The organism is Bradyrhizobium sp. USDA 4449 (assembly GCF_054056275.1).
Window position 1 is genome coordinate 2,895,231 of the sequence record NZ_JBSRYD010000001.1, and the last position, 12,360, is coordinate 2,907,590.

A 12,360-nucleotide genomic window follows, 5' to 3' on the forward strand; every position below is an offset into this window, starting at 1 on the left:
GGTCTGGAGACAGATCGATATAATAACGGAATCGGGCGCCAAACGGGCAAGTTCTCTTGCGGATTCCTTGGGAAAATACCGCCGAGCGGCCAAAATCCCTGATCAGGGTTAGTTTCGGCGCGTTTTTACCGCCCGCGCAGCCGGTCCAGCACGTCGGAGGTGGCAAATCCGTCAGCAGGCAGCCCGATCGAGACTTGGAAGTTACGCAGGGCGTCCCGGGTCTGGGCGCCGAACTGGCCGTCCGGAGTGCCCTTGTAGAAGCCGCGCTCGGCCAGAAGCTGCTGCAGTTCCAGCCGTTCGGTCCGCGATAGCTCTCGCTCCTGGCGGGGCCAGGGCTGTACGAAGGGCTGACCGCCGCGCAGGCGGTCGGCGAAATGGCCGATCGCCATCGCATAGGCCTCGGCCGGGTTGTATTTCATGATGACCCGGAAATTCTGCAGCATCAGGAAGCCTGGTCCTTGCGCGCCGGCGGGCGCCAGCAGATAGGCTTTCTCGGCCGGATGCGGGAAGGGCTGGTTGGTCGCCCGCTTGAGCCCGAGCTTCTCCCATTGCGCAATCGTCATCATCTTGGCGCGGTCGGCCAGCATGTAGTTGAAGCCCTGGGGCACCACGACCTCGTAGCCCCAGGTCTCGCCGGCCTGCCAGCCGTCCTTCTTCAGATTGTTGGCCGTGGAGGCGATCAGGTCGGTTGGATCGTCGACGACGTCGCGCCGTCCATCTCCATCCCCGTCCACGGCATAGCGCTTGAACGCGGTCGGCATGAACTGGGTCGGCCCGAACGCGCCGGCCCAGGAGCCGCGCATCTGCTCAGGGCGCAGGTCGCCGCGGTTGAGGATCTCCAGCGCGGAGAGGAACTCGTCCTTGAAATAAGCCTGGCGGCGGCCGATGCAGGCGAGCGTCGCGGTCGATTGCAGCACGCTGCGGTCGCCCATCTGCATCGAATAATTGGACTCGATGCCCCAGATCGCGGCGATGATATAGCGGTCGACGCCATAGGCCTTCTCGGTGGCATCGAACTGCGCCTTGTACGTGGCGAGAACTTCCTTGCCCTTGGCGAGGCGGTTGTCGTTCACGAGGATGTCGAGATAGTCCCAGATCGACTTGGAGAATTCCGGCTGCGAATCCATGAGATCCATGATGCGCAGGTCGGGCGCAAGCCCGGCGGTGAAGCGCTGAAAATTCTCCTGCGTGATGCCGCGGCGTGCGGCATCGGGCCACATGCCAGCGACGCAATTGTCGAAATTGCCGGCCGCCTCGCGGATCGCAGCCGCCGTCATCAGCGGATGGCCGGAGGCACCGTCCTCGCCGCTCCAGGGCTGAGGTCCGGCTTGGATGCCGCCTTGGCCGGGTGCGGGTTGCGACGGGTTCGACCCTGAGAAAATACCGCCGAACAGGCCCGACAGGCCGTTTTGTCCCTGAGCATGCGCGGACACGGGGAACAGCAGCGCGGCCGCAATCATTGTTGCGCCTGCAAGAGATCCCCCCCGTTTTGCCAATCCTGCCTGCGATCGCACCATGTCCCACCCGTCCAGCCAAAAATCAGCCATCAGGAGGCCTCGTTACGGTTGCCAATATCTTAAGAAAAGTGAAATTTCGCTGCCGGCCTTTTCTCAATTCGACGGGGCGGGCCCAACATCCGCCTTTGTTACCGGCTGCAACCCAGCTAGCAAGATGCCATTGCTTCTTTCACGTACGCTCAAGGGTATTCGATCAATCACATGAAAATCCGCAAAGCCGTATTTCCCGTCGCCGGCCTCGGCACCCGCGTCTTGCCCGCCACCAAGGCAATGCCGAAGGAAATGCTCACCATCGTCGACAAGCCGCTGATCCAGTACGTCTATGACGAGGCGAGGGAAGCCGGCATCGAGCACTTCGTCTTCGTCACCGGCCGCAACAAGAATGTCATCGAAGATCATTTCGACAGGATGTTCGAGCTCGACACGACGCTCGCCGCACGTGGCAAGAAGGCCGAGCAGGAGATTTTGGCGCAGAACCAGCCGGACGCCGGCGCCGTCAGCTTCACGCGCCAGCAGGCGCCGCTCGGCCTCGGTCATGCGGTCTGGTGCGCGCGCGACATCGTCGGTGACGAGCCGTTCGCGGTGCTGCTGCCCGACGAGCTCGTGCTCAATTCACCCGGCTGCCTGAAGCAGATGATCGAGACCGCTGCCACCCTCGGCGAGAAATCCAACCTGATCGCGGTCGAGGCCGTGCCCGATCATCTCACGCACCAATACGGCATCTGCGGCGTCGGAAAGCGCACCGGCAAGATGTTCGAGGTCGACGGCATGGTCGAGAAGCCGGCCAAGGGCACCGCGCCCTCCAACCTCTCGATCACCGGCCGCTATATCCTGCAGCCGGAGATCTTCAAGATCCTGGAGACCCAGGAGCGCGGCGCCGGCGGCGAGATTCAGCTCACCGACGCCATGATCGGCCTCGCCAGATCGCAAAAGTTCTACGGCGTCGAGTTCGAGGGCGAGCGCCATGATTGCGGCTCGAAGCCCGGTTTCCTCCGCGCCAACATCGCCTACGGCCTCAAGCGGCCGGAATTGCGCGAGGGGCTGATCGCGGAGATGAAGAAGTATCTGGGGCAGTAGTTTCCCTGCGACGTCCCGGCGAAGGCCGGGACCCGGAGCGCGTGATCTACCGCTTGCGAACGGTCGAAGTACCGAACGACGAGTCTTCGCCAAACCACGGCCTGTGCTGGGTCCCGGCCTTCGCTGGCACGACACCGAGCATGTGGCGGATGCTCGGCACTTGACGACGATAGCGTAGCTCACGCCACCAGCGAAAGCTTCGGCAGGCTCGCCACCACCGACTGATTCCGCCCACCGGCTTTCGCGGCATAGAGCGCCTTGTCGGCCGCGGCGACCAGCACGGACCAGTCCATGCCGCTGGTCGGCGCGAGGCTGGCGATGCCGCAGGAGACGGTCGATCCCGCCCCGCCATCAGACCAGCCCAGCACCTTGGCGCGGATGATCTCGGCGATCTTGAAGGCGTCGGCGGCCGACGTGTTCGGCAGCAGCACCGCGAATTCCTCGCCACCATAGCGCGCGGCGCAGTCGCCGGCGCGGCGCAGCGAATCGGAGATGCAGATGGCGATGCCGACCAGCAACTGGTCGCCGGCCTGGTGGCCGAACGTGTCGTTGTATGCCTTGAAATGATCGGCATCGATCATCAGAAGCGCGAGCTGTGTCTTCTGCCGCGCGGCGCGCCGCCATTCGCTGTCGATGACCTGGTCGAACTTGCGGCGGTTGCGCAGGCCCGTGAGCGCGTCGGTCGTCGCCATCTCCTCGAGCCTGCTCTCGGCGTCCGCGCGCCGGCTGATCTCGCGGGCGAGGACCAGCGTCGACGCCAGCACGAAGAGGATCAGCGCCAGCACCACCGCGCCGATGCGAAAGGCCTCCCTCTGCCAGAGTTCGAACACGGCACCGAGCGGTTTGCCCGCCACGACGAACAACGGACCAGAGCCGCTGCTGCGCACGTAGAGGCGCGGCGTTGCGTCCACCGGCCCCTTTCCGGCGAAGGATCCGCCAGCCTTGAGATTGTCGGGCTTCCACGCCTGCTGCGTTTCCAGATTCTTGCCGATGACGTCGAGATCGAATGGCCGCCGCATCATGATGGTGCGGTCGCGCTTGAGCACGGTGATGGTGTCCTCGGGATCGAGGTTCAGACGCTCGAACAGTTCGTGGAAATAGCTGAAGCGGATGGAGCCGGCGACCACGCCCATGAAGCCGCCGTCGGTGTCGCTGACGCGTCGGCTCAGCACGATCGAATAGGCGCCGCGGAACAGCATCGGCCGGCTGATGTAGAGACCAGCGTCGGGGCTGTCGCGGTGAATCCTGAAGTACTCTTCGTCGGCGCGGTTCTCCGGCTGCGGATCGAGGGTCGAGGCGTCGATGGTCAAGCGGCCATCCGCGTCGAACACCTGAATGGCGCCGAAATGCTTTGCGGTGGTGGAGTGGTCGAACAGGATGAGGTGGCGGATCGACCGCGAGACCGCGTTGATCTCCGGCAGCAGCATGTTGCTGGCGACCGCCTTCAGGGACAGATCATAGATGTCGATGTTGCGGCTGATGTCGGCGTCGATCGAGGTCGCCAGGTTCTCCAGGGTTTGGCGGGCCAGCGCCTCTTCGCCGCGGCGCATGTCCAGCATGACGTTGACGCAAATGGCGGAAAAGCCGATCACCGTCACGACGGACGAGATGATCAGCAGCTTCGCCGAAATACGCCAGGGCCGGCGGGCCGTGGCTTCACGCCATCCAGACAGCATCCTTTTGCTCCCGACCTTAACGGATGCGCCTGAAAGCTTGCGTAGTGTTTAAACCGCGACGGCGCTGCGCCGATGAGTTAAGAACTGGTTTCCGCCGGTATCGGTTTTGCGCAAACCGCCGCGGACAAATGCAGAGGACGACAGTGAACGACTACGACGCGCTACGCGATTACCTCATGCGGCAAAAGCAGATGGAATTCGTGCTGACCTTTGAGCAGATCGAGGAGATCATCGGCGCGGCACTGCCGCGGGCGGCCAACCGTGCCTCATGGTGGGATAGCCTGCGCAGTCCGGACATCCAGATGCCCCAGCGCGAAGCCTGCCTCGCCGCGGGCTTCAAGGCGGTCCGGATGCCTGATGGCCAGAGCGTGCGGTTCACGAAGATGAAGAAGGATGGGCGCAGGCCGGGGTAGGGCGGCGCGCGCAGTATCGCCCGCCCTACGAGACCACGACGCGGGGCGAGATCAACTCGCCGCTTCCAGGCGCACTTCCGTCAGCAGGCGCATCGCCGCGTCCGCGTCCATGGGCTCGCCGAAGGCAAAGCCCTGCGCGTATTCGCAGCCCAGTTGATACAGCTCGACCGCGTCCGAATCGGTCTCGGCGCCTTCGGCCACCACGTCCATGCCGAGATCGTGCGCGAGCGCGATGATCGACTTCAGGATCACCGGCCGGGTGCCGCGATTGGTGGTGCGGACGAAGGACTGGTCGATCTTGATGGTGTCGAACGGGAAGCGCTGAAGGTAAGCCAGCGAGGAATGGCCGGTGCCGAAATCGTCGAGCGACAGTCCGGTGCCGAGTTCGCGGATCCGCGCCAGCATTTGCGCGGCATGCTCCGGATTCTCCATCACCAGCGATTCCGTCAGCTCCAGCTTCAGCGTGCCGCGCGCCACCGAGGAGCGTGACAGCACGGTGCGGATATCGTGGATGAGGTCATGGCGCAGCAGCTGACGTGACGACACGTTGACGCTCGCGAAGATCGGCTCGCGCGAGCGCATCGCGCGCTGCCAGATCGAGAGCTGCTTGGCGGTCTGGTCGAGCACGAACATGCCGAGGTCGACGATCAGGCCGGTCTCTTCCGCGATGGTGATGAATTCCGACGGCGCCATGCGCCCGAGTTTCGGATGGTCCCAGCGCGCCAGGGCTTCGAAGCCGGCAACCGAACGATCCTCCAGCCGGACGATCGGCTGGTACAGGATGGTGAGCTCCTGCCGCTCGATGGCGCGGCGCAACTCGCTCTCCAGCGTCAGGCGGTCGGTCTTTCGCGCGCGCATCGCGGGCTTGTAGACGTCGATGCGGTCGCCGCCGATGCGCTTGGAGTGATACATCGCAAGCTCGGCGTCCTTGATGATCTCGTCGGTCAGTTGCGTCTGCGGATCAGACAAGGCGAGGCCTATCGACGCCGTCAGGAAAATCTCGCGATCGTTGAAGGCGATCGGCGCGCGAATGGTCTTGCGGATGGTTTCGGCAAAGGCGGTGATGCGGGCCGGGTCCTGCTCGGACAGCAGGATCAGGCCGAACTGGTCGCCGGCGAGGCGCGCCAGCGTGTCCTGCGGCTTCAGGATGCGGGTGAGGCGGCGGGCCAGCGTCAGCAGGATGGAATCGCCGACCGCGATGCCGACTGAATCGTTAACCTGCTTGAAGCGGTCGAGGTCGATCACCATCAGCGTCGGCCGCAGCGTCGGCATCGACTTGGCGAAATGCGCGACGGCGCCGAGCCGATCCATGAACAGCTTGCGGTTGGGCAGGCCGGTGAGGTTGTCATGCACGGAATCGTGCAGCATGCGTTCTTCGGCGTTGCGCAGGTCAGTGACGTCGGTGAGTGTGCCGACCACACGCGAGACCTCGCCGTCGGAGCCGACCACCGGGCGCGCCTTCAGCGCGAACCACATGAAGTGACCGTCCGGGGTGCGCAGGCGGAAATCCTGCACCAGGCGGCCACGGCGCTGGTCGAGCACGCTGTCGAGCGCGGCGCGGAAACGATCCTGGTCGAGCGGATGCAGCACTTCCAGCCACGAGGCTGCGGGCCCTTCCAGCGTGCCGCGCTTCAATCCGAGCAATGCTTCCGTCTCGGGGCTCGTAAAAACCTTGTCGGCGGACACGTCCCAATCCCAGATCAGATCGCCGGAACCGGCCAGCGCCAGCGCACGGCGCTCGATGTCGGAGACGACGCCGGTGGTGGCGCCGCCGCCGGCGAAGGCGTGCTGCATCACCGTGAAGCCGATCAGCATCACGATCAGCACGAGGCCGCCGAGCAGCGCCGGGCCGACGATATCGTTGGTGACGGAGCCCGCGACCGTCATGCCGGCCGCGACCACCCAGACCACCAGGAGGAACCAGGTCGGGATCAACAGCACCGCGCGGTCGAAGCCGTGGGTGGAAAGATAGACGATCAACGCGAAGCCGGCGAAGGCGATCAGCACCAGTGAGATTCGCGCGATGCCGGACGCGACGGCCGGATCGAACAAGGCGAGCGCGACCAGCGAGCCCAGGAAGGCCAGCCAGCCCACCGTGATGTGCGAGTAGCGCACATGCCATCGACTGAGATTGAGATAGGCGAACAGGAACACCAGCAGCGTCGCCGCCAATATCGCTTCACCCGCCGCGCGCCAGATGCGCTCGGCGTTGTTCGACATGTCGAGCACCTTGCCCCAGAAGCCGAAGTCGACGCCGATATAGACCAGCACCGCCCAGGCCAGCGCCGCCGCAGCGGGGAACATGATGCTGCCCTTCACCACGAACAAAATGGTCAGCACCAGTGCCAGCAGGCCCGAGATGCCGATCACGATGCCCTGGTACAGCGTGAACGAGTTGACCTTGTCCTTGTAAGCTTCCGGCTCCCACAGATAGAGCTGCGGCAGCTTGTCGGTGCGCAGCTCCGCGACGAAGGTGACGACGGCACCGGGGTCGAGCGTGATGCGGAACACGTCGGCGGTCGCGCTCTCCTGGCGTTCCGGCCGGTCGCCGATGGACGGCGTGATGGTCGCGATGCGCGACAGGCCGAGGTCGGGCCACAACAGGCCTGACGACACGATGCGGTAATGCGGGGCGACGATCAGGCGGTCGAGCTGGTCGTCGGTGTTGTTGGCGAGCGCGAACACCACCCAGTTCTGGCCGCCTTCGCGGGCGCGCACCTCGATGCGGCGGACGATGCCGTCGGTGCCGGGCGCGGTGGAGACCTGGATGCGGTCGGAATCGCTGCGCTGATGCTCGAGCACGCCGGTGAGGTCGATCGCGGGCGCATCGCTGCGGACGCTGACAGCGTCAAGCGCGCGTGCAGGCGACGCGGCGACAAGAATCATGAGGCCCAGCGCGATGGGCGCGAGGCACCTGATCAGACGCAAGGTCAGTTCTCCGCGTTCGACGCAAACTCTGCGTGCAGGAAGGCTGGCACGTAAATGCGATTTCAGACCGGACGGAAGTGGTTCGGCAGTTGGCGATAGATGCCACGAAAGCGAGGAGAATCAAAGGGTTTCCGCCCCGCTTGGTGGGTCAACGGCCTAGACCTCCAACACAATTTTGCCAATATGTGCGGAGGTCTCCATGCGCCGATGTGCGTCGGAGGCCTTTTCCAGCGGGAAAGCGCTGTCCATCAGCGGCTTGATCCGGCCCTCACGCAACAGCGGCATCACTTTCGCTTCAATGGCAGCCACCATCGCCGCCTTGTCCGCATTACTACGGGGGCGCAAGGTCGAGCCGGTATGGGTCAATCGCTTCACCATCACCTTGGCGATGTTGACGCTGACCTTGGGGCCGTTGAGGGTTGCGATCTGCACGATTCGCCCATCGACCGCGGCGGCATCATAGTTGCGGTCGACATAGTCGCCGGCGACCATGTCGAGGATCAAATTGACGCCGACCTTGTCGGTCTCTTCCTTCACCACGGCGACGAAGTCTTCGGTTTTGTAGTTGATGGCGCGATCGGCACCGAGCTTCAGGCACGCATCGATCTTGTCCTGCGATCCCACGGTGACGAACACTTTTGCGCCGAACGCCTTGGCGAGCTGGATCGCCATCGTTCCGATGCCGGAGGAGCCGCCATGGATCAGGAGCGTCTCGCCGGCCTTCAGGCCGCCGCGCTCGAACACGTTGTGCCAGACCGTCATCAGGGTTTCCGGCAGCGCACCGGCTTCCTTGATCGAGAGTGCCGGCGGCACGCTCATGGCCTGGGCGTCCTGCGCGATGCAGTACTGCGCATAGCCGCCGCCTGCGACGAGCGACATCACGATGTCGCCGATCTTGTGCCGCTTGGCGTTGCTGCCGACGGCGACCACTTCACCTGCGATCTCGAGGCCGGGCAGATCGCTGGCGCCGGGCGGGGGCGGGTAAGCACCGGAACGCTGCGCCACGTCGGGCCGGTTCACGCCCGCGGCCTGCACCTTCACCAGGATTTCGTCAGGACCGGGCTGCGGCAGGGCCCGTTGTTCCGGCACCAGCACTTCGGGTCCACCGGGTTGGGAGATGGCGACCACGGTCATTTGCGCGGGCAGCTTGTCCATGATGTGTCCTTGAGCAAAGGTGCGAGGAGGAACGAGGCCTTTGATTAGCCAGCGCAGTCCGGGCTGGCAACCGCCTCACCCGTGTGATGATCCGCGAACGCAGGAGGAACGACGATGCCGACGGAAGACGATGACCGCCCGCGGAAGAAAGTCACCCATGAGATCGGACAGGATCTCTCACTGTTGTCGGTCGAGGAACTGACCGAGCGCGTTGCTCTGCTGAAGACCGAGATCGGCAGGCTGGAGGAAGCTGCCACCAAGAAGCGCGCCTCGCGCGATGCGGCGAACAGTTTTTTCAAGTCGTAGGCCGAGAAACTCCCTTTCTGCCGGCGGAGCGCACCCCGCTCGGCCAGTGACCGACATGGCTAACGAACCCTCAAAAAATTCGTTCGTTTACACGCCATTAAGCTTTCGAGTTTATGACTGGAACTGTCCTCGTTTGGACACCGAGTGGCTCCTGTCCACTCTGTTTGACGCCTCCCTGTTATCAACTTTCAAAGCCGCCGGTCTCCGGCGGCTCTTTTTTGCGTCTATTCCTGATTGAATTTCCCGGAATGACCCCCGGAAACCATATCCGCGCTTGCCGCTGGACTCCGCGGTTCGCTCGCGCAATGATTTGTTCATCATAAGCCGGCGCCAAAGCCGGACAGGTAAACAGTTGCGTAAGGGGCGTTAACCATGGAACGTTTGCAAGCCGAAGGTGCTCTCGTTCAACTCAGCGAGCGGTTCACCAATTCCGCAGCATTCGGCCTCCTGTTCCGCGAGGGCATGGATCTCGTCGAAGAGACCGCCGCCTATCTCGACGGCGCCGGCCGGACCGAGGCCAAGGCGCTCGACCGCGCCGTCAGCCTCACCTATGCGACTGAGAGCATGCGCCTGACCACGCGCCTGATGCAGCTCGCCTCGTGGCTGTTGCTGCACCGCGCCGTGAAGGAAGGCGAGATGACGCTGGTTCAGGCCAATCGCGAGAAGACCAAGGTCAAGCTCAGCGCCGCCGATCCCGGGCCCGCCGACACCCTCGAGAAGCTGCCGACGCAGCTCCAGGACCTGATCGATCGCTCGATGAGCCTGCAGACCCGCGTGCGCCGGCTCGACACCACCATCCACACCCCTCCGGCCGACCACATCGCGATCGGCAATCCGCTGGTGCCGCAGCTCAACGCGCTGAAGGCCGCGTTCGAGCGGTAAGATTGTTCGCAATCGTTCCGGAGTGCGCGAAGCGCGAACCCGGAATCTGGAGGTTCCGGTTTCGGCTCTGCCAGTCGCCCCGGAATGAAAGCCAAACAAAAACGCCCCCGGTCTCCCGGGGGCGTTTTCGTCTCCAGCCCTGCGGCCGGATCAATCCTTTTTGAGGAAGCCCGAAAACTTCTTCTGGAAGCGCGAAACGCGACCGCCGCGGTCCATGATCTGGGCGTTGCCGCCGGTCCAGGCCGGGTGCGACTTCGGGTCGATGTCGAGGTTCAGCGTGTCGCCTTCCTTGCCCCAGGTGGAGCGGGTCAGGTACTCGGTTCCGTCGGTCATCACGACCTTAATCGTATGATAATCCGGATGAATTTCGGCTTTCATGGCAATTCCTGGGGCGCCCGGCGCCTTGCTTGAGTGACTATCGATGACGGATTTGCGGCGGTCTATACCGCACGGAGGCCCCTAAAACAAGCCATTGTGGGAACAGCAGAACCGGGTCCTCCCCTAAGGGACAACCCGGATTTGCCTCGCCTCCTGCCGGGGCCTATGTGGAGCGAAGTCTCTCTTTTGGTCGGATTCCAATGAGCGCAGTTGAACGGCTTGAAACCAGGCCCGCAGAAGCCCCGTCGATCGAGGTGGAACTGATCGAGCAGCCTGCGAAAGGCCGCGCCAGGCTGCGACCGCTGATGGCGCTCGCGCCTTACGTAGCCCGCTATCGCGGCCGCGCAGCGCTTGCTTTGGTCGCGCTGACGATCGCCGCGCTGACCACGCTGCTGGTGCCGGTCGCGGTGCGCCGGATGATCGATTTCGGCCTGACGCCTGAGGGCATCGCGCTGATCAACAGCTATTTCTCGGTGATGATCGCGGTCGTCGCCGTGCTCGCGCTCGCGAGCGCCTCGCGCTACTACCTTGTGATGACGATCGGCGAGCGCATCGTCGCCGATCTCCGGCGCGACGTGTTCGGGCACCTGCTGTCGCTGTCGCCATCCTTCTTCGATTCCGCGCGCAGCGGCGAACTGGTTTCGCGGCTCACCGCCGACACGACGCAGATCAAATCGGCGGTCGGGGCCTCCGTGTCGATCGCGCTGCGCAACCTGATGATGTTTTTGGGCGCGGCAGCCATGATGGTCATTACCAGCCCGCGGCTGTCAGGCTTCGTGCTGCTGGCGATTCCCGTGATCGTGCTGCCGCTGGTCGCGTTCGGGCGCTGGGTGCGGCGGCTGTCGCGCAACGCGCAGGACACGCTCGCCGATGCCTCCGCCTATGCCGGCGAACTGGTCGGCGCGATCCGCACCGTGCAGGCCTATACCAGCGAAGGGCTCGCCGCGAAGCGGTTCGGCGGCGAGGTCGAGCAGGCCTATGAGGCCGCCCGCACTTCGACCCAGGCTCGCGCGGTTCTCACCGCCATTGTCATCTTCATCGTGTTCGCTAGCGTGGTCGCGATTCTCTGGATCGGCTCGCATGACGTGCTGACAGGCGCGATCACGCCCGGCCGGCTCGGCCAGTTCGTGCTCTACGCGGCCTTCGCGGCCGCAGGCCTCGGCCAGCTCAGCGAGGTCTGGGGCGAGGTGTCGGCGGCATCGGGCGCCGCCGAACGCTTGTTCGAGATCCTGCACGTGAAGCCGGAGATTGCGGCACCCGCATCGCCGCGCGCATTGCCCGTGCCGGGGCGCGGCGAGGTCGGTTTCGATCACGTCAGCTTCGCCTATCCGGCGCGGCCCGACGTGAAAGTGCTGGATGCCGTGTCGTTCACGGTGCGGCCCGGCGAGAAGGTCGCGATCGTCGGCCCGTCCGGTGCCGGCAAGAGCACGATCTTTCATCTGCTGCTGCGCTTCTACGATCCGCGCAGCGGCGCGATCTCGCTCGATGGTGTCCCGGTGAAATCAGCCGATCCGCGCGATTTCCGGGCCCGCATCGCTTTGGTGCCGCAGGAGTCCAACGTGTTCGCCGCCAGCGCCCGCGAGAACATCCGCTTCGGCCGGCCCGATGCCGATGACGCCGAGGTCGAGCGTGCCGCCGATCTCGCGCATGCCAGCGAGTTCATCCGCCGCCTGCCCGAAGGCTTTGACACCCCACTCGGCGAGCGCGGTGTGACGCTGTCTGGCGGCCAGCGCCAGCGCATCGCGATCGCGCGCGCCATCCTGCGCGATGCGCCGCTGTTGCTGCTGGATGAAGCGACTTCCGCGCTGGACGCAGAAAGCGAGACGCTGGTGCAGACCGCGCTCGAGGAGCTGATGGCCCATCGCACCACGCTGGTGATCGCGCATCGCCTCGCCACCGTTCTCTCCTGCGACCGCATCCTGGTGATGGACCAGGGCAAGATCGTCGAGCACGGCACACATGCCGAGCTCGTGGCGGCGAACGGGCTCTATGCGCGGCTGGCGAGGTTACAGTTCGAGGGGGTGTGAG

The 12,360-nt window shown here is 64.5% G+C and carries 10 protein-coding genes; 5 read left to right on the top strand and 5 right to left on the bottom strand.

Annotated elements, in window-relative coordinates:
• Positions 1–125 precede the first annotated feature (125 nt).
• The gene (locus tag ACVIIW_RS13745) at positions 126–1,517 is read right to left on the bottom strand and encodes a lytic murein transglycosylase (RefSeq protein WP_456705149.1); all 1,392 of its coding nucleotides are present in this window, start codon (positions 1,515–1,517) and stop codon (positions 126–128) included.
• Between the two features lie 201 nt (positions 1,518–1,718).
• Here ACVIIW_RS13745 and ACVIIW_RS13750 point away from each other — a divergent pair, with 201 nt between their 5' ends.
• Complete coding sequence (locus ACVIIW_RS13750; protein ID WP_456701246.1) at positions 1,719–2,594, top strand: UTP--glucose-1-phosphate uridylyltransferase; 876 nt, start codon at positions 1,719–1,721, stop codon at positions 2,592–2,594.
• A gap of 179 nt (positions 2,595–2,773) precedes the next feature.
• On the opposite strand, the gene ACVIIW_RS13755 is transcribed toward ACVIIW_RS13750, so the two are convergent.
• Positions 2,774–4,270, bottom strand: a complete 1,497-nt coding sequence (locus ACVIIW_RS13755) for a sensor domain-containing diguanylate cyclase (protein WP_456701247.1) — start codon at positions 4,268–4,270, stop codon at positions 2,774–2,776.
• Between the two features lie 143 nt (positions 4,271–4,413).
• Between ACVIIW_RS13755 and ACVIIW_RS13760 the strand changes: the two genes are divergently transcribed.
• Positions 4,414–4,683 carry a DUF7662 domain-containing protein gene (locus ACVIIW_RS13760; RefSeq protein WP_456701248.1) on the top strand — a complete coding sequence of 90 codons (270 nt, stop codon included), beginning with the start codon at positions 4,414–4,416 and terminating at the stop codon, positions 4,681–4,683.
• A 51-nt stretch (positions 4,684–4,734) separates the two neighbouring features.
• Here the strand turns inward: ACVIIW_RS13760 and ACVIIW_RS13765 are convergent, their stop codons facing one another.
• Both ACVIIW_RS13765 and ACVIIW_RS13770 read right to left on the bottom strand, forming a co-directional pair.
• The gene (locus ACVIIW_RS13765; protein ID WP_456701249.1) at positions 4,735–7,611 is read right to left on the bottom strand and encodes an EAL domain-containing protein; all 2,877 of its coding nucleotides are present in this window, start codon (positions 7,609–7,611) and stop codon (positions 4,735–4,737) included.
• 156 nt (positions 7,612–7,767) lie between these two features.
• On the bottom strand, positions 7,768–8,766 hold the full coding sequence (locus ACVIIW_RS13770; protein ID WP_456701250.1) for an NAD(P)H-quinone oxidoreductase: 999 nt from the start codon (positions 8,764–8,766) through the stop codon (positions 7,768–7,770).
• Positions 8,767–8,880: 114 nt separating this feature from the next.
• On the opposite strand from ACVIIW_RS13770, the gene ACVIIW_RS13775 reads away from it, so the two are divergent.
• A complete protein-coding gene (locus tag ACVIIW_RS13775; RefSeq protein WP_456701251.1) occupies positions 8,881–9,072 on the top strand; it encodes a DUF1192 domain-containing protein in 192 nt (63 codons plus the stop codon).
• A gap of 372 nt (positions 9,073–9,444) precedes the next feature.
• The gene (gene rcdA, locus ACVIIW_RS13780; RefSeq protein ID WP_456701252.1) at positions 9,445–9,954 is read left to right on the top strand and encodes a protease adaptor protein RcdA; all 510 of its coding nucleotides are present in this window, start codon (positions 9,445–9,447) and stop codon (positions 9,952–9,954) included.
• 150 nt (positions 9,955–10,104) lie between these two features.
• Here the strand turns inward: rcdA and rpmE are convergent, their stop codons facing one another.
• Entirely contained in the window at positions 10,105–10,332 is a 228-nt protein-coding gene (gene rpmE / locus ACVIIW_RS13785; RefSeq protein ID WP_011084323.1) for a 50S ribosomal protein L31, read from the bottom strand.
• 200 nt (positions 10,333–10,532) lie between these two features.
• Here rpmE and ACVIIW_RS13790 point away from each other — a divergent pair, with 200 nt between their 5' ends.
• Positions 10,533–12,359: an ABC transporter ATP-binding protein/permease gene (locus tag ACVIIW_RS13790; RefSeq protein ID WP_456701253.1), complete on the top strand. Its 1,827-nt coding sequence runs from the start codon at positions 10,533–10,535 to the stop codon at positions 12,357–12,359.
• The last annotated feature ends 1 nt before the right edge of the window (position 12,360 follow it).